This is a genomic window from Fibrella aestuarina BUZ 2 (assembly GCF_000331105.1).
GTDB classification, from domain to species: domain Bacteria; phylum Bacteroidota; class Bacteroidia; order Cytophagales; family Spirosomataceae; genus Fibrella; species Fibrella aestuarina.
Genome location: NC_020054.1, coordinates 18,803 through 44,581, shown reverse-complemented (window position 1 = coordinate 44,581; position 25,779 = coordinate 18,803). Strand labels below are relative to the sequence as shown.

Below are 25,779 nucleotides of genomic sequence, written 5' to 3'. Positions count from 1 at the left end.
AGTTGCCTTATGACCAATACCCTCCCGCGAAAATAGCGTAATTTTGCGGGACCCCACCCCCCGGCCCCTCCTCTGAAAAACAAGGGAGGGGGGTAATGCTCCGCTGCCACCAACCGCGCAGCTACTGTAGCTGGCCCCCCTCCCCTCTAGTTGAGGGGAGGGGCCGGGGGTGGGGTAAACCGCAGCATCATGACTTCTTCCGAAATACGCCGCCAGTTTCTGGACTTCTTCCGCAGCAAAGGGCACCTGATCGTGCCGTCGGCTCCGTTGGTTGCCAAAAATGACCCCACCCTGATGTTTAATAACTCGGGGATGGCTCAGTTTAAAGACTTCTTCCTGGGCAATGGAACGCCCCCCGCGCCGCGCGTGGCCGATACGCAGAAATGCCTGCGCGTGTCGGGTAAGCACAACGACCTCGAAGACGTTGGGTTCGACACCTACCACCACACCATGTTCGAGATGCTGGGCAACTGGTCGTTTGGCGATTACTTCAAAAAAGAAGCGCTCGAGTGGTCGTGGGAATTGCTCACGGGCGTCTACAAGCTGCCGAAAGACCGCATCTACGTGTCGGTGTTCAAAGGTGACGAGGCCGACGGCGTGCCCTTCGATCAGGAAGCGTGGGACATCTGGAAAGGCATCATCGGTAGCGAAGACCGGATTATCCTGGGCAATAAGAAAGACAATTTCTGGGAGATGGGCGCCACTGGCCCCTGCGGTCCCTGCTCAGAGATACACATCGATCTGCGCTCGCCCGAAGAGGTAGCCAAGCAGTCGGGCAAAGAGCTGGTCAACGCCGACCACCCGCAGGTCGTTGAGATCTGGAACAACGTATTTATGCAGTTTAACCGGAAAGCCGATGGCTCGCTGGAAGGACTGCCTGCCCGTCACGTCGACACGGGTATGGGTTTCGAGCGGCTGTGCATGGCCATTCAGGGCAAGCAGAGCAACTACGACACCGACGTGTTCTCGGGCACGATCAACCTCATCGAGCAACTGTCGGGACGTACCTACACCGGCCAGATGGAGAAGTCAGACGTGGCCATGCGCGTTATCGCCGACCACATCCGGGCCGTGAGCTTCGCCATCGCCGACGGGCTGGTGCCGAGCAACGCCAAGGCTGGGTACGTGATCCGCCGCATTCTGCGCCGCGCCATCCGCTACGGGTATTCGTATCTGGGTTTCATGGAGCCGTTTATGACCAAGCTCGTGCCCTTGCTGGCCAATCAGTTTGCCGACGTGTTCCCCGAACTGAAAGCGCAGCAGGAGTTTGTTGCCACCGTGATTCGGGAAGAAGAAATCGCTTTCCTGCGCACGCTGGGCACCGGCCTGACGCGGCTCGACCAGATCATCGGGCAGTTGACGGGTGAAGGCAAAACCGAGATCCCCGGCGAAACGGTGTTTGAACTAAACGATACCTTCGGTTTCCCGGCTGACCTGACGGCGCTGATTGCCCGCGAGCAGCACCTGCAAATTGACGAGGAAGGGTTCAAAGCCGCTCTGGCTCAGCAGAAAGCCCGTTCCCGCAAAGATGCCGCTTCGTCGGCTGGCGACTGGGTGGAGTTGCAGGATATTGATAAGGTTGAGTTTGTGGGCTACGACGAAACCGAAGCCTACGCTCAGATCGTGAAGTACCGTCGTGTGCAGAACAAGCAAGGTACGCAGGTGCAAATCGTGCTCGACCGTACGCCGTTCTATGCCGAATCGGGCGGGCAGATTGGTGATACCGGTACGTTGGAGTTGTTCGAAAGCAACGTACCCAAGGCTACGCTGACGGTGCTGGATACGCGCAAAGAAAACGACCTGAGCATCCACCTCGTGGCTGATCGTCCCGATCTCGATGAGCTGTTGCAGTCGACCGATCTGGTGTTTGCCAAAATCGACACGCACCGCCGCGAACTGACCGAAGACAATCACTCGGCCACGCACCTGCTGCATTCGGCCCTGCGCGAGGTACTGGGTACGCACGTGGCGCAGAAAGGCTCATACGTTGGTCCTGACGCGCTCCGGTTCGACTTCAGCCACTTCGGCAAGATGACCGACGAAGAGATTAGCCGCGTCGAGACCATCGTCAACGAGAAAATACGGCAGAATATTCCGCTCGACGAAAAACGGAACGTACCCATCGAACAGGCGCGGGCTATGGGAGCCACGGCGTTGTTCGGCGAGAAATACGGCGATTTCGTCCGCGTCATCACCTTTGACCCCAACTACTCGGTCGAACTCTGCGGTGGTACCCACGTACCCGCTACGGGTCAGATCGGGCTGTTCAAACTGACGTCGGAAGGGTCGGTGTCGACGGGTGTGCGGCGGATCGAAGCCAAAACGTCGGAAGGTGCGTTGGCCCTGCTGAACGAGCAGGAAACCACCCTTAACGCGTTGAAGGACATACTCAAAGCCCCGAAAGACGTGGTGAAAGCGGTGCAGTCGCTCATCGACGAGCGCAACGCCCTCCAGAAAAAACTTGAGACGCTGGAGAACGAGAAGGTGCAGCAGTTGAAAGAGCAACTGCTCGCCAAAGTCGAAGCCGTAAATGGGCACAGCGTGGTCATCGAGCGGGTGAACGTACCCAGCGCCGACGCCCTGAAGCAACTGGCCTACGATCTGAAAGCCAAAGTCGATAACCTCGCCCTCGTGCTGGGTGCCGACATCAACGGCAAACCCCAACTCGCCGTGATGCTACCCGACAGCCTTATCAGCGGCCGTGGCCTCAACGCCGGGCAGGTGGTGAAAGATCTCGCCAAAAACATCAAAGGTGGTGGTGGTGGGCAACCCTTCTTCGCCACTGCCGGTGGCTCCGACGCCTCCGGCCTCGACGCCGCCCTGGCCCAGGGTCGCGAGTTGCTGGGGTAGGGATTTTACCCTGTTTCCCCAAACCGATAAGGTCTCGAATAGACTACCTTGTCGGTTTGTTTCGCGAAAAAGCCCTTTACCTGGAAGCCACGTTCAGGTAAAGGGCTTTTTCGCGAAACAGTGACCCTGATAGGTAGAGTTGGTTTGTTACAACCCTTTGTCTGTTCAGTAAGTTAGTGCAAAAACAGCAACCGCCATGCGAGCAATACTACGAACAGTTTCCTTACTGATCTGGAGTGCTTTCCTGCCTGGCTGCGGGACTGACTACTCGATTTTGTCCGACAAAGTGCCCCCGCAACAGAAACCACAACCCGAAAAAGAACCGGAGAAAACGCTGAAGGGCTATCGCATCAAACGGATTGTATACGAAGGCGATTGGGCTGCAGGAGCTACTACCGAGTTTACGTACGGCAACAACGGAAAAGTAAATCAGGCTACCTACGTTGGGCAGGATGTTGGACGGGGTGCACCGAAAGGATTATTTGCCTACAACGCCGGTAACCAGCTTTTAACCTATACCTATCAATATCCGTATGTGGATGGCCAGGGTACGTTGGGTGAGCGTACGGCTTTTAGCTATCGTCCTCAAAGCAGCGGTTCGGGTGGGCCAACGGTAGAGATTCTTTTTGCACAAACTGATTTCGTGAAGTCAGATGGTACGTATCAGCTATTGAAGCATACCACATCAACACTGGTCAACGGCCTGGTCAGCACGGTGCGGACCGAAGCCACCACCGCGGGGTCGGCAGCTACAACCGATCAGTACACGATTGAGTCCGGAAATTTAACGGCCATAAGAGCAGTCAGTGGGCCAGATCAGATCGAAAACTTTACGTTCGACGATAAACCCAACCCATTTTTCGGCCTGTTTGGCCCCGATGTTACGCCTGTGCGTCGCTACAGCCGCAACAACGTTACAGAAGCTACGGTCAGGTATTCCAGCGGTAGCGTACGAACGTACACAATCAGTTATACCTACAACGAGCAGGGATTGCCGATCACAGCGCAAACCTCCAATACCTCGTCGCGCATACTATTCGAGTACGAAGCTTACTAACGGTTGGCACGTCAGTTGGGCGATGTACCCGCAGGCGTTGGGCAGGATGCAACCAAGCTTACTTCTCCAACAAACTGAACGTACCTGACTGGGTATCGAAATGGTATTGTCGGGGCACGCCCGTCGCTAGTTCAATTTGCTCGATGCCTTTGGGCGTAATGCCTTCCAGTCGCATCAGTAAGGCGCGAAGGCTGTTGCCATGCGCCACCACCAGCACAGGCTGGTTGGCTTGCAGATGCGGCAGGATGGTCGACTCGAAGTAAGGAACCACGCGATTATATGTATCGGCCAGGCTCTCGCCACCAGGTGGTTGATCGGCATACCCCCGCCGCCAGCGGAAGAGCTGATCAGCCCCAAACCGCTCGGCTACCTCCAGTTTGTTCAAGCCCTGCAGTTGCCCATACATGCGTTCGTTCAGTGCCTCGCTCCGTTCCACCGGAAGGTCGGTCTGGCCGATTGTCTGTAAAATGATCGCCATGGTGTCGATAGCCCGCTGGAGTACCGACGTAAACCCGATCTGAAAGCGATCAGCTCTGAGTAGAGCGCCGGCCTGCTGGGCTTCGTGCCTGCCCAGATCAGTCAATGGGGTGTCGATGGTGCCCGTAAACCGATTCTCTACGTTGTACTGCGATTGACCGTGGCGGACGATGACAAGAAGCGACATAGCAGCGAATGGGTTTACTGCGCCGCTACGCGCCAGATGCGGTTGCCTGAGTCGTCGGTAACGAGCAGCGAGCCGTCGGGCATGGTGAACGCACCCACCGGTCGGCCATACACATCCTGCCCGTCATTTTTGGCGACGAAGCCCGTCAGGAAATCTTCGGGTTTGCCAGGTTTGCCGTTCGCAAACGGGACAAAGACTACTTTGTACCCCGACAGACTAGACCGGTTCCAGGAGCCGTGCTGAGCCACAAAGGCACCATTGTGGTATTTGGCCGGAAATTTGGTCTGATCGTAGAAGGTAAGGCCAAGTGAGGCAGTATGCGCTCCCAGTGGCACATCGGGTACAATCGCTTTCTTGACCGACGAGGGGCTTTCGCCCGCCCGGCGCGGATCTTCGATTTGTCCGTAATAGCTGAACGGCCAACCGTAAAAACCGCCTTCCTGCACGCTCGTCAGGTAGTCGGGCACGAGGCCATCGCCCAGTTCATCGCGTTCGTTAACCGCCGCGTAAAGTTTGTTGGTGCCTGGTTGCCAATCGATTCCTACCGGGTTGCGCAGCCCACTGGCGTAGACACGCTCGCCTGACCCATCGGGATTAATTTCCAGCACGTTGGCGCGGCGCACCTCATGTTCGATCCCATGCTCGCCCACGTTACTACCCGACCCTACCGATACGTAAATCTTCTTGCCGTCGGGGCCAGCCAGTAGGTTGCGGGTCCAGTGGTTGTTGTAGCCACCGGCGGGTAGTTTCAGAATGGTGTCGGGCTTGCTGGTTGCGGCCAGCTTCGTGGCACCGGGTGTATACGGGAAGCGCAACAGGGCGTCGGTGTTGGCCACGTAGAAATGGTTGCCCATCACCAGCATACCAAACGGCTGGTTCAGGCCCGTAAGGAATACCGAGCGCTGATCGGGTTTGCCGTCGCCGTTGGTATCCCGCAGGAGGGTGATGCGGTTGGCGCTGGCGTCGAACCGTTGTGAATCGGCTTGGCCAATCACTTCAGCAGCTGCTTTTTTAACGCCTTTCTTTTCCGTGTTGGCTTCCGATACAAACACGTCGCCGTTGGGAGCAATATAAATCCAGCGTGGATTGATGAGATCGCGGGCATACTCGGTCACCGCAAAACCAGCCGGGGCCACAGGGGTTTGACCGTCGGGCCAGCCAATCACCTTACTGAAAGTTTTCGCTGATTTAGTGGCGTAAGGGGCGGGCAGTTCGAGTGGACCGATGGCCGTTTCAACGGTGGTCGGGCTCGTGTTGGTGCTTTTGTCGCTGTTGTCTTCCTTCTTCTGCGAGCAGGCCGCCAGCAGACAAAGGCTTAGCAGCAGGGGTAATCGGTTATGGAAAGTCATAAATCGTTGAGTGTAAGAAGCAAAATGCGTAGGTTGTTTGTCGCTTATACAACGAGATAACCCGCCTGCCGGTAGTTTGGTTATGCCCCCGCCTTTCGCCAGAACCCGCTAGCCGTCTGTTTGGACCGACAACTGATTTGGGTAAGAACGGTCTGACCCATCACAGACAAGCCAGTTGGGAAATGACCGGCGATCTACGCGTAGCTTCAGACGCACCTCAACGGCCTAGCTTTCCTGTTATGCACCAACCCCATCCCTCACAAACCGACAGGCGCACCTACCGCTTCACCGCCCTGTTTATATCGATTACGGTACTCGAGATGCTGGGCGACGAGTTGGCTGTCCGCTGGCTGCATTATGGCTTCAAGCCGCTCATTATGGGGTCATTGATGGTGTATAGTCAACTGGGTACGTCTCGTCGGCCGTCGGCCTGGATGGGGGTCGGGATGGTCTTCGCGCTGCTGGGCGACGTGTTGCTCATGATCCGGGAAGTGGATTTGTTTGCCGTTGGGCTAGGGGCCTTTCTGCTGATGCAATTGAGCTATAGCGCGGCCTTCTGGCAATCGATCCGCCGACAGACAACCCGGCTTATCCACCTCCGTTGGCAACAGGCTCTGCTGTTTGCGGGCTACCTGGTCGCTTTTCTGGGGATGCTTTACCCCGCTTTTTTGGGCACCCCTGCCCTTAAGCCGCTCTGGTGGCCGGTGGTCGTTTATGCCATTTGCCTGTGCACAATGGGTTTTCTGGCGAGTCAGCGCGGCCCAAAGGCGGGTGCCAGCTGGGTAACGATCGGCGCCTTACTCTTCATCCTGTCCGACTCGGCCATTGCCATCGACAAATTTCTGATGCCCATTCCCGGCGCGACAGTACTCATCATGAGTGCGTATGCAGCGGCCCAGTACCTGATTGTCCTTGGCATGCTGCGCTGACAGACGTACCCACCAGTATCCCCTTTTTAGGCCTGAATCACCGTTTAGAATAGGCCTCTCTGCGTAGTGAGTAATCTATATTCACGATAGAATTTATCGCTAAAAAAGCCTCCTTACAGCCCGGTATGGTAGTTTTTTGGGCGTTTCGGCGTCCGTTAACATAATTCGATCTAGCGAACGTATCCTCGATCGGCTATATTTGTCGGTGATTCTGTACCGTAGCTAGCCAAATCCGCTCTGAAAGGCTTGCTTTGTTGCGCTTTTTAGAACAGCACAGTTCGTTACGCGTGTCAGAGCCACTCAACGCTATACCCGCCTTCCTGAGCCTGATCGACAAGGCGACGAGGGCAGATAAAAAAGTGGCAGAGACCAACTAGCCGTTATTGCATGCTGTTTAATTCGCTTCATTTTTTGCTTTTTTTCACGCTCGTGACCCTGCTGTTTTTCAGCTTGTCGGGGCGAAAGCGCGTGGGGCTATTGTTGCTGGCGAGCTGCTATTTCTACGCCGCCTACATTCCGGCTTACCTGCTGATTCTGTTTCTGGTCATAGCCATTGACTATCAGGCAGGCCTCTGGATTGAGGCATCCGAGGGGAAGAAACGACGAAATTGGTTAATTGCCAGTTTGGTGGCCAACGTGGCGCTGTTGGCCTTTTTCAAATACTACGATTTTGCCAACGATAACATAACGTACCTGCTCGAACGGATCGGGTACGTGAATCCATTGCCGTCGCTGTCCTTGCTGGCGCCGGGAATTGTGCTGCCCATTGGCTTATCATTCCACACGTTTCAGTCGATGAGCTACACCATTGAGGTGTACCGGGGGAACCAGAAAGCCGAACGGAGTCTGGCGCACTACGCGCTGTATGTGTTGTTCTATCCGCAATTAGTTGCCGGGCCGATCGAACGGCCGCAGAACGTGTTGCCGCAACTGCACGACTTGCCCGGCTTCAACTGGGCGCGGGTCCGGTCGGGGTTGTTGATGATGGCCGGGGGTATGTTCAAGAAAGTGGTCATTGCTGACCGGCTTGCCCTGCTTGTTGACCCGGCTTTCGGGCACGTAAACAACACCAACGGCACCTCGCTGTTGATCGCGGCCGTAGCCTATTCCATTCAAATCTACTGCGACTTTTCGGGCTACTCCGACATTGCCATTGGGGCGGGGCGCGTGATGGGCGTGCGCATGATGGAGAATTTCCGAACGCCCTACCTGGCCACGTCGGTTACCGACTTCTGGCGGCGCTGGCACATCTCGCTGTCGACCTGGTTTCGGGATTACGTCTACATTCCGCTGGGTGGTAACCGGAAATCGCCCGCCCGAACGTACCTGAACACGCTGACTATTTTTGGGCTGAGTGGCCTCTGGCACGGAGCAAGCTGGAAGTTTGTCTTCTGGGGCCTGTTGCACGGATTTATGCTCATTATCGAGCAGCGATGGCGGCGGTATCGGCGCGACAAACAAGCGCACCTTACCAAGGTCGAGCAGGCTGAGTATGCGCTACAGGGGGCCTCAACGTCGCTTATCGCACCTATTCTGACGTTTGCCTTCGTTACGCTGGCCTGGATTTTCTTCCGGGCTAATTCCTTTGCCGATGCGGGTTTGATCATCAAGAAAATAGCAACCGACCATCAGGAGCCTATCCGAATGGCGCTGAGCCAGACCGAACTGCTGTTTGCCGGTGGGCTGGTGTTGCTGCTACGCTTTGAGCCTTATTGGATTGAACTTGTAGACAGAGTGAGTGCGCGGGTGTTCTGGGTTGCCTTTCCGTTGTTGGCCGTAGTTTGTTACTTCTTCGGCGTCTTTACTAGCAATCAGTTCATTTATTTTCAATTCTGATTTGTCGTTGGTTTCGGCAAATCAGTCAGTAACCATCCTCTTGTTTCTATGCGTTCGTTTGCCTTGCGTTGGATTGGTATCGGAATCGTCTCACTCATTGTGCTGGTGGGTTTCATCCCGTCGTGGGAGCGGGCGTTGGCCCGGCGCGGCTGGATTGCCGATCAATACCGGTTTGGTGACCTGTACAACATGACCAACATTGCGCGGTTTAAGGAGCATACATTCAAAGAAACCGACCAGTTGGATTCGACCGACCTGCCCGCCGTCAAAGAGGCGGGTGTACACCTGTATACCATTGGCGATAGCTTCACCGACATCGACACGGCCTTTTATCCGGCGGAGAAAAACGTGCACGTCTGGATTGGCAACGGGCGACAGGCGATCAAACTCGACTCAACCAAGCGCAACGTGCTGGTTATTCAGATCATCGAACGGGTGTTGCAGGAACGGTTCCGCGATCATTCCTGGCAGCTGTACGCCACCAACGCGCTGGTCGATTCGAGCCGCATCAAACCGCCCGCGCCCAAACCGACAACCTGGGTCGGTAACCTACTGAACACCCGCTTTGGCTCCGATCTCAACAGCCGCCTGGAGTTTATGCTGTTCAACAACAACATCGCGTTGAAGGCCAAGGAATTGAAGGCTGGTTTTATGCTCGACTGGTTTGACCGGACGGCCGGCGCCCGCTTATCGGCCAACAAGCAACATGCTTTTTACGATGCCGAAACCGATACGACGCAGCAGTTGAGTTCGTTTCGTCACATCCGGGAACAGGATATCGACGCGGTGGTCAAACACCTGAATTATGTGACGGACTATTATCGGAAACTGGGTTTCCAGGAAATTTACCTTACCCTGATTCCGAACAAGTCGACCGTACTGGCACCTACGCTGGGCGTGTACAACCATCAGATCGAACGGATCGAGCGCCACCCCGATCTGCAACCGACCGTGATCAGCACGATCAACACCATCCGGCAGCACCCCGACTGGTACCACCTTGGCGACGGCCACTGGAATAAACAGGGTCGCCGTTACTGGTTGGGCATCGTCAACAACCTTGTAAGAACACCCACCTGCCTTATGGCTGATAGGGGAACGACAACGGGTCTGGATAAACAAACCGGTAGGCAGTAGCCTGCGTCAGTCTATCGCCATTGATGCGCTTAAACGGCAATGGCTTATCGGGGGTGACAAACGTGGGTTCGGCGTAGCCAAAGGCCGCGCAACTCTGGCGATAAACGGCCTCGCGGGTGGGGTGTTGCGGCGCCACAGCGTTAAAGGTACCGGCCAGGCCTTGTTCAATTACGGCCGATAGCAGCCCAACGGCGTCGACCTGATGCAGGTAGTTGACCGGCAACGTACCTGATTCAACCGTGCGCCCCGCCACGTATTTGCCCGGAATGCGGCTGCCGCCCATCAGCCCGGCACAACGAACCACCGTAACGGCGCGTTCAGGAGCCAGCGCCAGCCAGTATTGCTCGGCAGTCGCCAGCGCTGGTGCTGCTGATTGAGCCGGCGACTGTACATCCTCCTCGTAAACATCGCGGCTAAGCTCTGGATAAACAGAGGTCGAACTGACATAGATGATATGCTGAATGCGTGACCCACGAACGGCCTCGGCCAGTAAGCGCATCTGCTCAGGGTGGTACTGATCACCAAACTGCCCGGCGCGGGGTGGCACGTTGACGACCAGCACGTCGGTATCGAGCAGCGTCGGCAGGTCGCCCTCGGGAGCGGGCGAGAGCCGCAACTCAATCGCATGGATGCCTTTATGGCGTAGCGTGGCCACTTTGTCGGGCGTAGTCGTACTGCCTGAAACCCGGTAGCCGAGCGTCAGCAACCGTTCGGCGAGGGGCAGCCCCAACCAGCCAAGTCCAATAAGGCTGCAGGTACGTTTTGACGTGTTCATCATGAATCAGTGGCAAAAATCGGATGAAATAAGGAACTACACTACGAAAACCGGCCTCCTTTAAGTCCCAATCCCCATTTACCGGCAATTTCGGCTGCTTTGCCTCGATTGTGTGTCTCGGCGCTGCTCTGTAGCGTAACTTTTCGCCTTTACTGCCTTGTATGAGCCGCCGTATTGCCCTGATTCTGATTCACCTGCTGGGTTGCTTGCTCTTTCTGTCGCTGCCCTATCTATTTGCCGAGAATGGGTTTGCCAAGCTGGCCGAACTGCCCACCAACCCTCACGAGCGACGCAACCTGCTGTCGTATGGGCTGACGATTACCTTTTTCTACGTCAACTATTATTACCTGATTCCTCGGCTTTTTTTCGGGCGCCATTATGGGTTGTACGCGGTAAGCGTGGTGGGGTCGTTTCTGCTCGTTCAAACCACCTTATCAATTGTCAATCAGCAGGCAGGATCGCCCCCGCGGTTCGATGGCGCAGTGAGGCCAATGCCTCCACCCGATGGGCATCGGGGTGGCCCGCCCCCTGTCTCCGCCGACGGGGCCGCACCGCCGCCCGGTACTGCCGCCCCGTGGCCCAAGGCGAGGGCGCAGCCACCGGGCCTGCCGTCTGAAATCAATCATACGTTTTTCCTTTTTCTGGCGGGCCTGCTGCTGTCACTGGCTATCCGGATCAACAATCGCTGGCGTGAAACTGAGCGCGAACGCATCCAGACTGAGCTACGCTACCTGAAGGCCCAGATCAACCCGCACTTTCTGTTCAATACGCTCAACAGCATTTACTCGCTGGCCATTGAACAGTCGCCATCCACAGCCGACGCCGTAGTGCAGCTCTCGTCGTTTCTGCGCTATGTCATTACCGAAGGGCGGCAGGATCGCGTGGCACTGAGCCACGAACTGGCCTATATTGGCCATTACATCGCACTGCAACGACTCCGGATGGTCGATACGGTGCAGGTTTCCTACCAGGCACCCACGGCCGTAAACGGGTATCAGATTGCGCCGCTGTTGCTGATATCATTCATCGAAAATGCCTTCAAATACGGCGTCAGCCCGCAGGAGCCGTCGCGGATCGACGTCCGCATCGAACTGGCGACGGGCGGGCGGTTGCACCTGCACGTAGCCAATCAGAAAGTACGCGTAGCCGACCCGACAGCCGTGGGGAGCGGCATCGGGCTGAGCAACACGCAGGCTCGTCTGCAACTGCTCTACCCCGGTCGGCATGAATTGGTGATTCGCGATGAACCCGATACGTTTGCCGTCGAACTCGAGATGAACCTGTTATGATCCGCGCCATTGCCCTGGACGATGAACCGCTTGCGCTGCGTGTGCTGACGCATTTCTGCCAGCAAACGCCATTCGTCGATCTGCGGCAAACCTTCACGCGTACCGACGAAGCGCACCACTTTCTGATCAAGGAGGGGGCCGATCTGCTCTTTCTGGATATCAACATGCCCTTTATGATCGGCACGGATTTTTACCGGACGATCCAGGCCGAAACGGGCACGGCACCGATGGTCATTTTCACCACCGCTTATGCCGAGTATGCCGTCGAGGGATTTACGCTCAATGCCGTCGATTACCTGCTCAAACCATTTACGTTCGAACGATTTACGCAGGCCGTAACCAAGGCCAATGAATACGCTATCTGGCAGCAACGTACCCAGCCCAACGTACCCAGCCAACCCGCCGATGAGTACTTGTTTGTTCGGGCCGATTATACCGTCTATAAGGTAGCCCTGGCCGACATTGTGCTGATTGAAGGGCTGGACGATTACCTCAAAATACACCTCGCCTCGGAGCCCCGCCCGATCGTGGCCCGAATGACCATGAAAGCCCTGTTGGATAAGCTGCCCGACAGTCAGTTTATTCGGGTGCACCGCTCCTTCATCGTGCCGTTCAGCCGAATTGAAGGCATTCGGAACAAAACCATCCGGCTCGCCGGGCGCGACATTCCAGTTGGAGCCAGCTACGAGGCCGCGCTGATGAGCCGCTTCCGGCCCTAGCTAGTCGTTTACCGACACAATCAGGGCCTTTACCGCAAAGTGTATAGGGGCTGCAACGGTGGGTGGCTAAGGCTGCGTTATAAGTACATATACACAGAAAAGAGGTTGAAGCACGCCCCTATGGTTGGTCTAGGTACAGCTGAAATCGTCCTGATTCTGGCAGTTGTTCTGCTGCTCTTCGGTGCAAAAAAGCTACCCGATCTGGCTCGTGGACTGGGTAAAGGCATTCGCGAGTTTAAAGACGCCACCCAGGCTATCCAGTCAACGATCGAAGACGCATCCACCCGGTAAACGCAGCCTCACCTCAATTGTCAACTTAACTCTATATGGAACGTAACGAATTTCTGAAGCGCGGTTTTGGTAGCCTGATTGGCCTTGCCGCTGTAGTCGCCTGCAAAAATACCACCTCGGTCGATCCGACTACCACAACGGGAGGGAGCACCACGTCGGGTGGCTCCACCAACGGCAGCTCATCGACCAACTGCTCAGTAACGCCTTCCGAAACGGAAGGGCCTTTCCCAACCAAAGTACCGGCCAACTTCTTGCGGAAAGATATTCGCGATGACCGTACCGGCGTGGCCTTGGCCATAAATATCACGATCAAGAATGGCAATGCCAGTTGTGCGGCGCTGTCGGGCGCGCTGGTCGATATCTGGCATTGCGATAAAGACGGCTACTATTCAGAATATGGCGGCACCGGCATGCAGAGCGTCAACTTTCAGAGCGTGGATTTCCTGCGCGGTCGTCAGACCACCGACACCAACGGGCTGGTGAGTTTCACCTCCATCTTCCCCGGCTGGTATTCGGGTCGGGCCCCCCACATTCACGTGCACATCTACAACTCGGCGGGTAAATCGCTGCTGGTGACCCAGATTGCTTTCCCCTACGACGTGACGAATACGGTCTACACCACAGCCACCGCGCAGGGCTATACCAAAGGGGCGCAGGATACGCTCAACGAGCGCGACAATGTCTTCAGCGATGGCTACACGAACGAACTCGCTACGCTGTCGGGCAGTGTGTCGGCGGGGTATACGCTGACTCACACCATCGTGGTAAGCGCCTAGCCGCTAGGACGCGGTATCGACCCAGACACTCATATTCTGGAGCGTAGCCGGGCCAAACTGAGTCACAAAGGCCACATCGGCCGCATCACGACCATAGGCAACCGTAATCCGGTTGCCTTTTGGCGTTGTTTGGGTAGCGTCGAACGTAAACCAGCGGCCGTCCACATAGGCCTCAAACCAGGCGTGCAGGTCCATGGGCTTCAGTTCGTGCAGATACCCCACCACCATCCGGGCCGGGATATTCAGGCTGCGGCACAGCGAAATGCCCAGGTGGGTGAAATCGCGGCAAACACCAATGCGTTTTTGCAGGGTTTCCAGTGCCGACGTGGTAGCATCGCTGGTGCCATACTGATACGTCAGGTTGGTGTTGATCCAGTGGCGGATGGCTTCGGCCTGATCGTAGCCGGGCTCCACGCCCTCGATAATCGAGCTGGCCTGTTGGCTAATCTCGGGCTGATCGGCGGGGCAATAGCGGCTGGGCAGCAGAAAATGCAGTACATCATCGGGCAGATCCTGCACCAGTGTCAGTGGCGCGCCGGGCTGCACATCAATGCCGTCGTCGGTTTGAACGACCATCTGGGTACGTACCTGAAGCGGACCGGCGGGGGCCATCAGGCGCTGGCACAGATTACCATACAAATCGGTAAACTCAGTAACAGGTACGGGTGGCACGATGGTGTATTCTTCGCTGATCACCCATTGCCCGGCACCCGACCGGGGGCGTAGCATCAGGACCATAGGCGTTTCAGCCTCTACATCGAACTGTAAATCGCAGCCAGCCGACAATTTCATAGTGTTTTTGGGGAAGTGAATGGGATGAACCACATCAAAGATAACAACTGTGCTCAACTTGATGTAACTGAAAATTGTTAGCTACTGTCGTCTTATTGGCTATATTGGGCTACAAAAAACGAGTCCTGATTCGCTATGTGGTTGCGTTCTATCGTATCAAGCTGCCTAACCTTATTCCTTACTAGCTCATGTTTTTTCAGTGCCTGGGCGCAGGAACCTGTATATCAACCGTTTGAGGTAGACTCCGTAGCCGCGCCCCGCGGTGGGCTGCCGATGCTCAATTCATTCCTGAAAACGCATCTCGACAAGCCATTTATGGCCCGCGTTGCCAATGCAACGGGGCGGGTGACGGTCAAAGGGATCGTTGAGACAGACGGTCGGCTTTCCGACGTACAAATTCTGCGTGGCCTGCGGCCCGATTGCGATCAGGAAGCTCTTCGGGTAATGCGCCACGCCAATTTCTGGCGCCCTGCCCTGAAAGGCGGCAAACCAGTTCGGCAGGCGGTGACGTACCCGGTCACGTTTCAGGCGAATGCCCCCGTCTATTACGCGCAGGGCAATTCGATGATGTATTATAAAGATGATGTTCTTTCGGCCGACCCCGCCACGGCTGATAAAGTGATTATTCTGCCCGTTGATACAACCACCGGCCTCCCAACTGGCGATCTGCGCATCTGCAAGGCCAGCAAAGGGGTGCCTGGCAAAGAAGTAGCTCGTTTTCCGTTCACGCGCGTTCATTCCGAATCGGAAGACATGGACTCGACGGTTATGATCGGCCACAAACAGCCCGACGGCGATTGGATCGGCATGATCTACACACTACGGCTGGACGGTAGCCTCTTGAAAACCGAATCGGCCGACCGGAATGAAAGCCCGACTACCTACTACCACCGGAACGGGCAAGTGGCTTTGCAGGAAGATAATATGACGAAGCGCCGCGTGGCCTACTTCTCAAGTGGTTTACTGAAACGAACGCAGCAGTGGGTCATCGATGACCCGAACGATAAGATGGTTGGCTCGTACCGGGTTGATATGGAGTGGGACAGCACCGGCCGGCAACTGGTAACCAACGGAAACGGCCATTCGATCAATCATCAGTGGGTCGCCTCTTCGCAGGATAAGGCTAAACAAACCCTGCTGACCGAAGAAGGGGATTACCTGAACGGCTTTCAGCACGGCGTATGGAAAGGGCAGACCGCCGACGGTTCCTACCAGTACGAAGAGCGTTATGAGCAGGGCCAGTGTTTGGGCGGTAAAACCACGATCAACGGACAAACAACGACGTATAGCGAAGCACTGAAAAGCCCCGAATTCGAGGGGGGACAGAAAGAGATGTATGCCTTTCTGGCGCAGAACATAACGTACCCAGTCGATGCGCAACGGGCAGGTATTATGGGTAAAGTGTTTGTCAGCTTCACCGTTTGTACCGACGGGTCGCTGTGCGATTTCAAGCTGTTGCGTGGCGTACACAAGTCGCTCGACCGGGAGGCATTGCGGGTGGTGAAGCGCATGAATAAGCTGTGGAAGCCCGGCAGTCAGCGTGGCAAACCCATTCGGGTAAAATACAGCCTGCCCATTGCGTTTCAGCTGGGCTAGTTGGGAACCATCTGGGAACGCGGATGACGTAGAGTTAACTGGATAGCCGCCGCCCCCTTATTTGCGGGGGATGATCCGATACCGGTAAACGGCCCCCTTCGTTCCACCCAGTTGGACTTCACCCTGACCACGCCCAGCCTTGTCATCGATCGTAAAGCGGATGTAGAGAATGTCGGCCGGATAAAGCGTATAGGCTTGTTCCCGACTATGCTCACTGACTAACTGAGCTGGAGACCCTGTACCGAGGGTGATCGCTGCACCGGCATGGTCGACCAGTTTTCGCTCAAGCGTTGCCTTGTACTGAAAACCCAGGTTCCCGATAAACTCGATAGAACCGTCGGGATTGTAAGCCGCGACGGGAGGTACATAGTTTGTCTGTTTGTCGGGAGCGCCCGGGCCATACAGGAACAACTCCGATGAGACGATCGTCTGCGAAGTAACATTGCACACGATCTGGCCGCATAAGGTCATAAGTTGGCCATTTACGGCAAAAGGGATATCTAATCTCATGATGGCTAACTGTCGTCTGCTTGATTCTTCCCGCATGCCATGACGGCTAAGCGTGTCGGTAGAGTGGGCGGATAAAGCCCGCCCGTGGTCAGAACGGTTCTGTTTAACAGCCCATGGAGCAGCGCTTTTGGCCTGAGATGATGCCAGAAATAGTATCAGCAGCATAAGCGCTGTTTTGTATGAAGGACCGTTGAGCACGACTGAGAGACGTTTGGTAAGCGGAGATGATAAGCTGAATAAGTAAGCTTTACTCGAAATAACGGCACTTGATGTGTCTGTATTTTTATAAAGCGACCATTTGCTTTGTTTTTGTTTACGTAAACTCAGCATCCATCCTCACCCGCTTTCCCGTACTTTTGCGGCATCAAAACCGTCAACATGTCGCTGAAAACCGTACCGCTCGACGCCGTTCATCGGGCGTTGGGAGCCAAGATCGTTCCCTTTGCGGGCTATGAAATGCCCGTTCGTTATAGCTCTGATCTCGACGAGCACAACACCGTCCGCAACGCCGTCGGTATTTTCGACGTCTCGCACATGGGTGAGTTCATCCTGAAAGGTGAAGGCGCGCTCGACCTCATTCAGCGCGTGTCGGCCAACGACGCCAGCGCGCTCTATGATGGGAAGGTGCAGTATTCGTACCTGCCCAACGACCGTGGCGGTGCCGTCGATGACCTACTCGTGTACCGGATTTCAGCCACTGAATACATGCTCGTGGTCAACGCCTCGAACATCGAAAAAGACTGGAACTGGATCAGCCAGTACGCCGCCGAGTATGACCGGCCCGGCGCCCCGCTGGAGATGGTCAACGTCTCCGACGACATGTGCCTCTTTGCCGTGCAGGGGCCGTTGGCCGCCAAGGCGTTACAGCCGCTGACCAACGTCCTGCTCGACTCGATGAGCTACTACACCTTCGAGAAAACCGATTTTGCCGGGATGGCCAACGTGATCGTGTCGGCAACGGGCTACACCGGCGCGGGGGGCTTTGAAATCTACGTGTCCAACCATCAGGCTGAAGCCGTCTGGAACGCCATTCTGGAGGCTGGTAAGCCCTATGGCATCAAGCCCATTGGCCTCGGTGCCCGCGACACCCTCCGCCTCGAAGCGGGTTTCTGTCTCTACGGCAACGACATCACCGACGACATCTCGCCGCTCGAAGCCGGGCTGGGTTGGGTTACTAAATTTACCACCGGTTCGGGCTCGCATGATTTTGTGAACGCCCCCGCCCTGAAAGCGCAGAAAGAGGCCGGCCTGACGCGCAAGCTGGTTGGTTTTTCGATGATCGACCGGGGCATTCCGCGCAGCCACTACGAGCTCTGCACCGCCGACGGTACCGTGGTGGGCGAGGTAACCTCGGGCACCCAATCGCCGACGCTGGGCAAGGGCATCGGCATGGGCTACGTACCCACCGACCTGAGCAAGCCTGGCACCGAAATCTTCGTGAAAGTCCGCGACAAGCTCCTCAAAGCCGAGGTTGTTAAAATGCCATTCCTAAAGTCTGGAAAGTCGGTTTAGGTGATAGTCGAAGTCTGGAAAGTCGTATGTTCGTTGGTTCGGGTATCCACCTACACATTTGACTATCAACCAGTTTGAGGATATTATTGCCTGGCAGAAAGCGCAGGGGTTAGCCGTTTTGGTCTACGATAAGTTTCACCTGTTGAAGGATTATAGCTTCAAGGATCAAATCTGCCGGGCGGCTGTTTCGGTATCGAATAACATAGCTGAGGGATTTGAGCGAGGCTCAGACGCCGATTTTTGCCGGTTTCTTTACATTGCCAAAGGCTCGAACGCAGAGGTAAAATCAATGCTCTACTTAGCGTATCGTCTGAATTTTATGGATGATCAAAGCCTCAACGAAGCACTGCTTTTATGCACAGAGATCAAGCGGATACTTTCCGGGTTGATCAATAAACTTAACAAAGCTTATTAACTAACGACTTTCCAGACTCTGGACTGCTCCTGAACGACTTTCCAGACTTTTTGTATGAATAACCTTGACGTTTGCTTAACGCCTGATTTACTGCATCTCCATACCGTTGATAACACCATTGTCGTGGTGGCCGACGTATTCCGGGCGACGAGCTGCATGGTGACGGCCTTTGCCTATGGTGTAGGCAGCATCATCCCCGTCGCCACCGTCGACGAGTGTCGCGACCTGCAACAGCGAGGCTACCTGGCTGCCGCCGAGCGCAACGCCCGCACGGTCGAAGGCTTCGACCTCGACAACTCGCCCTTCAGCTACATGGACGAGCGGTTGCAGGGAGCCGATATTGCCATGACCACCACCAACGGTACACTCGCCATCACCAAGTCGCGGGCGGCGGTGAAGGTGCTTGTTGGGTCATTTCTGAACCTGGAAGCGGTGGCCCGGTACCTACGTACCCAGCCCTACGACGTGCTCGTGCTGTGTGCAGGCTGGAAAGGGCGCGTGAACCTCGAGGATACGCTCTTCGCCGGTGCTCTCGCCGACCGGCTCCGCGATGAATACGCACTGAACGAAGACGGTGCCCTGATGGCCCACCGCCTGTATGTCGATGGTAAAGACAACCTGATCAACTACTTGGCCAATGCGTCGCACATCCGGCGGTTGCAGCGGCTGGGTATCCAGAAAGACATTGCTTACTGTCTCCAGCACGATCTGTACGATGTTGTGCCCGTCCTGCGCGGTAGCGCGCTCGTGCGAATGGACGTGTAAAGAAGGTAGGAACGCGGATGAAACGGATTCAAAGCACTGACGCCCATAGCACGTCGATTAACGTTCTGTAAGCCGCGATCATCCCCTAAATTCGTTTCATCTGCGTGCCAATCGATTACGCCCTATGACGTTTTCCGAACTCCATACGTACCTGGCCGAACGCTTCACGGTGGAGGCCGTCACGGCCAACTTCCTGCCTTACCTGACCGTGCAGGCCGAGGAACTGGTGGCGCTCGGCCAGTTTCTGCGGAATGATGAACGCCTGTTCTTCGACTTGCTCGCCTGCGTAACCGCCATCGATAACGGCTTGGAAAAGAACACAATGGAGGTCATCTACAACCTGACGTCGATTCCCTACGGGCACGATCTGATGCTGAAGCTGACCATCCCGCGTCAGAATCCGGCGGATGCCCAAGCCCTGCCGAACGTACCCAGCCTGTCGGGCGTCTGGCGCACCGCCGACTGGCACGAGCGCGAAGCCTTCGACCTGGTCGGTATTCACTTCACCGGCCACCCCGACCTGCGCCGCATCCTGCTCCCCACCGACTGGGAGGGCCACCCGCTCCGCACCGACTACCAAGAACCCGACCGGTACCACGGCATTTCAACCAAATAACGACTGCCCCCTTCGCCATGACGTTGCTACGAACCACGTCGGATCATACTGATTTTCAGAGGCTCGTGCTGGCGCTCGACACGTACCTGACGGGCGTGAACGGGAGCGACGACGCGTATTACCGGCAGTTCAACACCATCGATGCGCTCAGGTACGTGGTCGTGGCCTACGTAAACGACGTACCTGTGGGGTGCGGGGCTTTTAAACCGTTTGACCAACAGGCAACCGAAATCAAACGAATGTTCGTTGATCCCGCCCACCGCGGGCAGGGTATCGCCCAAGCCATCCTGGCTGAACTGGAAGGGTGGAGCCACGAAGAAGGATACACGGCCTGTGTGCTCGAAACGAGCGTGAAACTGCCCGGCGCCGTTCAACTCTACACAAAGTGGGGCTACGAACGCACACCTAATTACGGCCAGTACGTCGGTATGCCCGATAGTATCTGCTTTCGGAAAAGTTTATGAATGTATAATGAATGATGTACAATGTACAATAAATGATGCGGGCCCGTAACTCGGCTCATTATACCGCAGCGGCGGACCGCACTATACATCATTCATTGTACATCGTCCATTATTCATTACCAAGCTCCTATGCTCTACACACCCGATCAGGTTGCTAATTTGCGCACGCGCCCGCTGCGGCATTTGCTGGTCGACGAGCGCGACCACGTGCTCACGCTGACCCTCAACCGGCCTGAGAAAAAGAACGCCCTCAATCCCACGCTGCTCAACGAACTGGCCTACGCGCTCGCCTACGCGCACCATACGCCCGCCGTTTGGGTGGTGGTACTGGCCGCGGCGGGCGACACGTTCTGCGCGGGGATGGACCTGAAAGCGTTGCAGGCGGGCGAGACCAGGGGCGATACAGTGCCGCTGCCCGCCGGGCCGGTTCGGCTGGGGGAGCTGATGGTGGGTTTGCACAAACCAAGTATCGTGCGGGTGCAGGGGAGTGTCTACGCCGGTGGCTTTCTGCTGGTGGGGGGCGCTACTTATGCCGTCGCGGCCGAGTCGGCGGTGTTTGCGTTGCCCGAAGTGAAGCGAGGCCTGTTTCCGTTTCAGGTGCTGGCGATTCTGCTCGACCTCATGCCCGCCCGCAAGGCACTCGATCTGTGCCTGCGCGGGCAGTCGCTGAGCGCGGCCGAGGCGCTGGCCAACGGGCTGGTTACACATGCCGTGCCTGCGGCAGAAATTGACCAGACGGTAGCGACCCTCGTGGCCGACCTGACGGCCGTTTCACCCACGGCTTTGCGGTTTGGGCTGAAGGCCTACGAGCAACTCAAAAACCTGCCTCAGAGCCAGCAGCAGGCTTTTTTGCACGATCAGTTTGGGCAGATCCAACAAACCGACGACGCCCGCGAAGGCATGGCTGCTTTTCTGGAAAAACGCGCGCCAAACTGGCGAAATCAGTAGGGTTGCAGGCCACTATTTTGGGCTTTTTGCTGTTAGGTCAGTAGTCATTTGCCTTGCCTCAACCGCACCGGATACGCCATCCGGCTCTTTCGGCTGACGCCACTATTGCTAGATGGCTACTGACGAACGCCCTTTTAGTATGCAGAATATCATTCAACTCCTACCCGATTCGATTGCCAACCAGATTGCCGCTGGTGAGGTAGTGCAACGCCCGGCGTCGGTGGTGAAGGAGTTGCTGGAAAACGCCGTCGATGCGGGTGCCAAATCGGTGCAACTGGTGGTGCGGGATGCCGGCCGGACGTTGGTACAGGTGATCGACGACGGAAAGGGCATGACCGAGACCGATGCCCGGATGAGTTTTGAACGGCACGCCACGTCCAAGATCCGCACCTCCGACGATCTGTTCAAGATCCGGACGATGGGCTTCCGGGGCGAGGCGCTGGCGTCGATTGCCGCCGTGGCGCAAGTGGAAATGCGTACCCGCCGCGCCGACGACGAGCTGGGTACGTTGGTGCGCATTGAAGGCTCGGAAATAAAGGCGCAGGAGGCGGTCTCGTGCCTGCCGGGGACGAATCTGCTCGTCAAGAACCTGTTTTTTAACGTACCGGCTCGACGTAACTTCCTCAAATCCAACTCCGTCGAGATGCGCCACATCATCGACGAGTTTCAGCGCATTGCGCTGGCCAACCCTGAAGTGGCCTTTTCGCTCTTTCACAACGATCAGGAGGTGTTCAACCTGCCCGCGGGCAAGCTGAGCCGCCGCATCGTAGACATGTTTGGCAAGGCCTACCGCGAGCAACTGGCGTCGTGCGACGAAGAAACGCCCTACGTGTCGGTGCACGGCTATATCGGCAAGCCCGAATCGGCCCGCAAGACGCGCAACGAGCAGTATTTCTTTGTCAACAATCGCTACATTAAGCACAACTACCTCCACCATGCCGTGGTGGGGGCCTACGAGGGCATGATTCCTGAAGGACACCACCCATTTTACGTGCTGTTCATCGAAATCGACCCGTCGCATATCGACATCAATATTCACCCCACCAAAACCGAGATCAAGTTCGACGACGAACGGTCGGTGTACGCCATTGTAATGGCCGCCGTCAGGAAGGCGATGGGGGTGTATAACTTGTCGCCGTCGCTCAACTTTGAGTCAGACGTTAATTTCCTGAATCGGGGTGGGCGCGATGCCCTGTCGATTGCGGCCGCTCAGGCGGCTAGTGCCCCTAAACCGGTTACGCCTTCCTGGGCCAAACCGGCGACCCCAGCGGCCGACACGCCACGTAGCAACCCAACGCCGCCACCCGCTGAGGCGTACCGGAAGCCAACACCCCAAAACTGGCAGGCGCTTTTTGAAGGCGCCGGTGCACCAGCCAAAGCCAAACCAAAGCCCGACAAACCGCTGACGCACGATGTCAGCTGGATCGAGCCCAGCGTAGCGCCTACGCCCCAGCCGGTCGTGTCAAACCCGGTTGCTGGCGCTACGGAAAGCCAACCGCCCGTTGCCGACGTAGTTACGGATATGGTGACGAAGATGGGCAGCCGGGCCAACCAGCTGAGTGGCGACGTACCTGGACAGGCCATTCCCGACGACGTAGAAACGGCCGTGATTCAGGTGAAGAACCGCTACCTGCTGACGACCGTCAAATCGGGGGTGCTGCTCATCGATCAACGCGGCGCCTACGAACGCATCCTGTACGATCAGTTTCATTCAGCGCTGACCAAGCGGAGTGGGTCGTCGCAGCAACTGTTGTTCCCCAAAACCGTCACTGTGTCGGCCGTTGATTTTCAGTTGGCGCTCGACGTACGCGAGGAGTTGGAGAGCGTCGGCTTTCAGTTCGACGAGGCGGGCCCCAACACGTTCCTGATCCGGGGCGTGCCGGTGCAGATCGGCGAGGAACGCGAGGAAGAATTATTTGCCAATTTATTGGCGCAACTGCGGGAAGATACGGGTCGGCTTAAACTGGACCGGCTCGAAGCGCTGGCTCGTTCGCTGGCGCGTCGGTCGGCAAGTCGCCATCTGAAACCGATGACGCAGGCCGAACGGCGGGCGCTCGTCGATCAACTGTTTGGATCGGCCAGCCCTAGTTACACGCCGGGTGGTGAGGCGATCACCACGGTATTGACATTGGATAAATTAGCTGAATTATTTAAACCGTAATGAGTTAGGTATGTTGAGGCACCCGCTTCGATACGTATTGCCCCACTACGAGTGACCCGCCGGGGTGTCAGCTTCGGTCTACAACTTATGTTTTCGTTTACTCCTGCCGTTCGCACGCTGTTGCTGGTTAACGTACTGGTCTATTTTTTAACCTCGTCGGTGCGCGAAGAGGTGATCGATCAGTTTGCGCTGCACTCCCTGCTGTCGCAACAGTTCAACATTATTCAACTCATCACCCACATGTTCATGCATGGCAACTTTAGCCATTTGTTCAGTAACATGCTGGGGTTGCTGGTCTTCGGGCCGCTGCTCGAAAAGACGTGGGGCGCGAGCCGTTTCCTAACTTTTTACCTGCTCACGGGCCTGGGCGCAGCGGCGTTATACCTCGCTGTGAACTATTACGAGACCGCCGGGCTGGTGCAGGCGTTCGAAACTTACCGGGCCAACCCAACCAACGGTGAGTTTATTGGGTTTATCAATGGGTACGCTTCTTCGATCTACGATAACATCGAGCCGTTTATTCAGAAATTCGATGCTGACCCGGAAAATCCGGCGTATATTGAGGGAGGGCGCAAGATTTTAACCGCTTATGTAGCCACGCAGGTCAACACGCCGATGGTGGGGGCTTCGGGGGCAATTTTCGGGGTGTTAATGGCGTTTGGCCTATTGTTCCCGAACACGCAATTGTTCCTGCTGTTTCCCCCTATCCCGATCAAAGCCAAGTACCTCGTAGGGGCCTATGCCCTCTGGGAGATTTACACGGGCGTGTATCGGGCGCAGGCCGACGGGGTGGCCCATTTTGCGCACATTGGTGGTATGCTTTTCGCTTATATCATCATTAAGGTCTGGGAATCTCAACGAAAAACATTTTACTAACAATGAGCGGACTACTAGATGATTTCAAGTCCGAATTCAACAAGCCCAACAACACGTTGGTGCAGTTGATTTTGATTAACACGGTCATTTTCCTGGCTGTGATTCTGGTGCTGGTCGTCTCGAAACTCACCAACCACACCGAATACTACCAGTGGACGCTTGACCAGCTCATGATGCCCTGGCAACCGGGTGCGCTACTGCGCAAACCGTGGACCGTGCTGACCTATTCCTTCACGCATTACGATCCGTTCCATATTCTGTGGAACATGGTCTTCCTGTATTGGTTTGGCCGCCTCATCGAAGAATACCTCGGCAGCCGTCGGCTGGTTGGGTTGTATATCATGGGTGCGTTGGGCGGCGGGCTCTGCTATTTCGTAGCCTATAACCTGGTGCCGTATTTCAATAATCAGGTTGGCGGGCAGGTGCTGCTGGGCGCGTCGGGCGCGGCGTTGTCGGTAGCCGTGGGTGCGGCTACGCTGTTGCCGAACTACACGTTCCACCTGCTCTTCATCGGGCCAGTGCGCATCAAATACATCGTGCTGTTTTTCGTGGTACTGTCCTTCTTCAACTCGGTTGGTAACAACGCTGGTGGCAACTTGGCTCACATTGGCGGGGCGCTGGTTGGGTTTGTTTACATCAAGCTGCTGCAAAACGGCAGCGACATGGGCCGCCCAGTCTATTGGGTGATGGACATCTGGAGCAATTTGTTCCGGGCAAAACCACCGGTGAAGGTGTCGCAGCGCCAGCGTAGCGCGCAAACGACGCCCAGCGCCTATGCGGCTGCGGGCAGTTCCGCCACGCACGTCGGGATTCCCGATCAGGACGAAGTCGATGCAATTCTGGATAAGATTGGCCGCTCAGGCTACGAAAGCCTCACCCGCGAAGAGAAACAGAAACTGTTCCGGGCAAGCCAGAAGTCATGAAGACAGCAAACCTTATAGGTTTTGAAAACCTATAAGGTTTATAGAAGAATCAATCATCAATGCGCCGGCGTGAGGCTTTAACCTCGCTCCGGCGTTTTTTTTGGTCGAGCCGCTGGGCAATCATGCCGGCGCTGGGCTTAGTTGCTTTGCGGGGCTTGGGTACCTCGAAGGCCTTGGCGATTAACCGGTCGAACTTCTTGATCACCTTCTCGCGGTTGGCAAGCTGGGTACGTTCGGTCTGGTGCGTCAGGACGAGCTCGCCCTCGGTGGTGAGTTTGTTGGCCAGTTTATCGAGTAGGGTGGCGCGCTGCTCGTCGGTCAGCAAGGTCGATTCGCGCACGCTGAAGCGGAGTTCGGCCTTAGTGGCTACTTTGTTGACGTTCTGCCCGCCCGCACCGCCACTGCGCGCAAACTGAAAGCGAAGATCGGAATGTAAACTGCGGGGATCGAAAAGCATGGTTTTTTGGCACGCGGATGACGCAGATTTCCTGGGATAGTCGCGAATTTTTTGATTGATTAGAACGAACAG

The 25,779-nt window shown here is 56.2% G+C and carries 25 protein-coding genes; 19 read left to right on the top strand and 6 right to left on the bottom strand.

Features of this window, described 5'->3' with window-relative positions:
• Nucleotides 1–189 precede the first annotated feature (189 nt).
• On the top strand, nucleotides 190–2,850 hold the full coding sequence (gene alaS / locus FAES_RS00215) for an alanine--tRNA ligase (protein WP_015329156.1): 2,661 nt from the start codon (nucleotides 190–192) through the stop codon (nucleotides 2,848–2,850).
• A 196-nt stretch (nucleotides 2,851–3,046) separates the two neighbouring features.
• A complete protein-coding gene (locus tag FAES_RS00210; RefSeq protein WP_015329155.1) occupies nucleotides 3,047–3,907 on the top strand; it encodes a hypothetical protein in 861 nt (286 codons plus the stop codon).
• 58 nt (nucleotides 3,908–3,965) lie between these two features.
• On the opposite strand, the gene FAES_RS00205 is transcribed toward FAES_RS00210, so the two are convergent.
• Both FAES_RS00205 and FAES_RS00200 read right to left on the bottom strand, forming a co-directional pair.
• A complete protein-coding gene (locus tag FAES_RS00205; RefSeq protein ID WP_015329154.1) occupies nucleotides 3,966–4,571 on the bottom strand; it encodes a 2,3-bisphosphoglycerate-dependent phosphoglycerate mutase in 606 nt (201 codons plus the stop codon).
• Between the two features lie 14 nt (nucleotides 4,572–4,585).
• Nucleotides 4,586–5,920, bottom strand: a complete 1,335-nt coding sequence (locus FAES_RS00200; RefSeq protein ID WP_015329153.1) for a PQQ-dependent sugar dehydrogenase — start codon at nucleotides 5,918–5,920, stop codon at nucleotides 4,586–4,588.
• A gap of 239 nt (nucleotides 5,921–6,159) precedes the next feature.
• Here FAES_RS00200 and FAES_RS00195 point away from each other — a divergent pair, with 239 nt between their 5' ends.
• The 3 genes from FAES_RS00195 to FAES_RS00185 all read left to right on the top strand — a co-directional run bounded on the left by FAES_RS00195 (nucleotide 6,160) and on the right by FAES_RS00185 (nucleotide 9,822).
• Nucleotides 6,160–6,849 (top strand): lysoplasmalogenase, encoded by a 690-nt coding sequence (locus FAES_RS00195; protein WP_041257286.1) that lies wholly within the window; start codon nucleotides 6,160–6,162, stop codon nucleotides 6,847–6,849.
• A gap of 387 nt (nucleotides 6,850–7,236) precedes the next feature.
• Entirely contained in the window at nucleotides 7,237–8,685 is a 1,449-nt protein-coding gene (locus FAES_RS00190) for an MBOAT family O-acyltransferase (RefSeq protein WP_015329151.1), read from the top strand.
• 48 nt (nucleotides 8,686–8,733) lie between these two features.
• Nucleotides 8,734–9,822 (top strand): hypothetical protein, encoded by a 1,089-nt coding sequence (locus tag FAES_RS00185; protein ID WP_015329150.1) that lies wholly within the window; start codon nucleotides 8,734–8,736, stop codon nucleotides 9,820–9,822.
• Here the strand turns inward: FAES_RS00185 and FAES_RS00180 are convergent.
• Nucleotides 9,767–10,597 (bottom strand): NAD(P)-binding domain-containing protein, encoded by an 831-nt coding sequence (locus FAES_RS00180; protein WP_310589895.1) that lies wholly within the window; start codon nucleotides 10,595–10,597, stop codon nucleotides 9,767–9,769. The two genes, FAES_RS00185 and FAES_RS00180, sit on opposite strands and share 56 nt — an antisense overlap.
• A 161-nt stretch (nucleotides 10,598–10,758) precedes the next feature.
• Here FAES_RS00180 and FAES_RS00175 point away from each other — a divergent pair, with 161 nt between their 5' ends.
• The 4 genes from FAES_RS00175 (at nucleotide 10,759) to FAES_RS00160 (ending at nucleotide 13,672) form a co-directional block, all read left to right on the top strand.
• Complete coding sequence (locus FAES_RS00175; protein ID WP_015329148.1) at nucleotides 10,759–11,886, top strand: sensor histidine kinase; 1,128 nt, start codon at nucleotides 10,759–10,761, stop codon at nucleotides 11,884–11,886.
• The gene (locus FAES_RS00170; protein WP_015329147.1) at nucleotides 11,883–12,605 is read left to right on the top strand and encodes a LytR/AlgR family response regulator transcription factor; all 723 of its coding nucleotides are present in this window, start codon (nucleotides 11,883–11,885) and stop codon (nucleotides 12,603–12,605) included. Before FAES_RS00175 ends, FAES_RS00170 begins: the two co-directional genes overlap by 4 nt.
• Nucleotides 12,606–12,725: 120 nt before the next feature.
• On the top strand, nucleotides 12,726–12,896 hold the full coding sequence (tatA, locus tag FAES_RS00165) for a twin-arginine translocase TatA/TatE family subunit (RefSeq protein WP_041257285.1): 171 nt from the start codon (nucleotides 12,726–12,728) through the stop codon (nucleotides 12,894–12,896).
• Between the two features lie 35 nt (nucleotides 12,897–12,931).
• Nucleotides 12,932–13,672, top strand: a complete 741-nt coding sequence (locus FAES_RS00160) for a dioxygenase family protein (protein WP_015329146.1) — start codon at nucleotides 12,932–12,934, stop codon at nucleotides 13,670–13,672.
• 3 nt (nucleotides 13,673–13,675) lie between these two features.
• On the opposite strand, the gene FAES_RS00155 is transcribed toward FAES_RS00160, so the two are convergent.
• On the bottom strand, nucleotides 13,676–14,464 hold the full coding sequence (locus tag FAES_RS00155) for a transglutaminase-like domain-containing protein (protein ID WP_041257284.1): 789 nt from the start codon (nucleotides 14,462–14,464) through the stop codon (nucleotides 13,676–13,678).
• 273 nt (nucleotides 14,465–14,737) lie between these two features.
• On the opposite strand from FAES_RS00155, the gene FAES_RS00150 reads away from it, so the two are divergent.
• On the top strand, nucleotides 14,738–16,060 hold the full coding sequence (locus tag FAES_RS00150; protein WP_051053995.1) for an energy transducer TonB: 1,323 nt from the start codon (nucleotides 14,738–14,740) through the stop codon (nucleotides 16,058–16,060).
• A gap of 57 nt (nucleotides 16,061–16,117) precedes the next feature.
• Here FAES_RS00150 and FAES_RS00145 read toward each other — a convergent pair whose 3' ends face one another.
• Nucleotides 16,118–16,531, bottom strand: a complete 414-nt coding sequence (locus tag FAES_RS00145) for a hypothetical protein (RefSeq protein WP_148289267.1) — start codon at nucleotides 16,529–16,531, stop codon at nucleotides 16,118–16,120.
• 417 nt (nucleotides 16,532–16,948) lie between these two features.
• Here FAES_RS00145 and gcvT point away from each other — a divergent pair, with 417 nt between their 5' ends.
• The 9 genes from gcvT to FAES_RS00100 all read left to right on the top strand — a co-directional run bounded on the left by gcvT (nucleotide 16,949) and on the right by FAES_RS00100 (nucleotide 25,250).
• Complete coding sequence (gcvT, locus tag FAES_RS00140; RefSeq protein WP_015329142.1) at nucleotides 16,949–18,082, top strand: glycine cleavage system aminomethyltransferase GcvT; 1,134 nt, start codon at nucleotides 16,949–16,951, stop codon at nucleotides 18,080–18,082.
• A gap of 58 nt (nucleotides 18,083–18,140) precedes the next feature.
• Nucleotides 18,141–18,497 (top strand): four helix bundle protein, encoded by a 357-nt coding sequence (locus FAES_RS00135; protein WP_015329141.1) that lies wholly within the window; start codon nucleotides 18,141–18,143, stop codon nucleotides 18,495–18,497.
• Between the two features lie 54 nt (nucleotides 18,498–18,551).
• Nucleotides 18,552–19,262 carry a 2-phosphosulfolactate phosphatase gene (locus FAES_RS00130; protein WP_015329140.1) on the top strand — a complete coding sequence of 237 codons (711 nt, stop codon included), beginning with the start codon at nucleotides 18,552–18,554 and terminating at the stop codon, nucleotides 19,260–19,262.
• A 124-nt stretch (nucleotides 19,263–19,386) separates the two neighbouring features.
• Nucleotides 19,387–19,878, top strand: a complete 492-nt coding sequence (locus FAES_RS00125) for an NADH-quinone oxidoreductase subunit C (protein ID WP_015329139.1) — start codon at nucleotides 19,387–19,389, stop codon at nucleotides 19,876–19,878.
• 17 nt (nucleotides 19,879–19,895) lie between these two features.
• Nucleotides 19,896–20,342, top strand: a complete 447-nt coding sequence (locus FAES_RS00120; RefSeq protein ID WP_015329138.1) for a GNAT family N-acetyltransferase — start codon at nucleotides 19,896–19,898, stop codon at nucleotides 20,340–20,342.
• A gap of 129 nt (nucleotides 20,343–20,471) precedes the next feature.
• The gene (locus tag FAES_RS00115; RefSeq protein WP_015329137.1) at nucleotides 20,472–21,290 is read left to right on the top strand and encodes an enoyl-CoA hydratase-related protein; all 819 of its coding nucleotides are present in this window, start codon (nucleotides 20,472–20,474) and stop codon (nucleotides 21,288–21,290) included.
• 139 nt (nucleotides 21,291–21,429) lie between these two features.
• Entirely contained in the window at nucleotides 21,430–23,451 is a 2,022-nt protein-coding gene (gene mutL / locus FAES_RS00110) for a DNA mismatch repair endonuclease MutL (RefSeq protein ID WP_041258465.1), read from the top strand.
• A gap of 87 nt (nucleotides 23,452–23,538) precedes the next feature.
• The gene (locus FAES_RS00105; RefSeq protein WP_015329135.1) at nucleotides 23,539–24,327 is read left to right on the top strand and encodes a rhomboid family intramembrane serine protease; all 789 of its coding nucleotides are present in this window, start codon (nucleotides 23,539–23,541) and stop codon (nucleotides 24,325–24,327) included.
• A 2-nt stretch (nucleotides 24,328–24,329) separates the two neighbouring features.
• Nucleotides 24,330–25,250, top strand: a complete 921-nt coding sequence (locus FAES_RS00100) for a rhomboid family protein (protein ID WP_015329134.1) — start codon at nucleotides 24,330–24,332, stop codon at nucleotides 25,248–25,250.
• A 49-nt stretch (nucleotides 25,251–25,299) separates the two neighbouring features.
• Here the strand turns inward: FAES_RS00100 and arfB are convergent, their stop codons facing one another.
• Nucleotides 25,300–25,707: an alternative ribosome rescue aminoacyl-tRNA hydrolase ArfB gene (gene arfB, locus FAES_RS00095; protein ID WP_015329133.1), complete on the bottom strand. Its 408-nt coding sequence runs from the start codon at nucleotides 25,705–25,707 to the stop codon at nucleotides 25,300–25,302.
• Nucleotides 25,708–25,779: the final 72 nt, after the last annotated feature.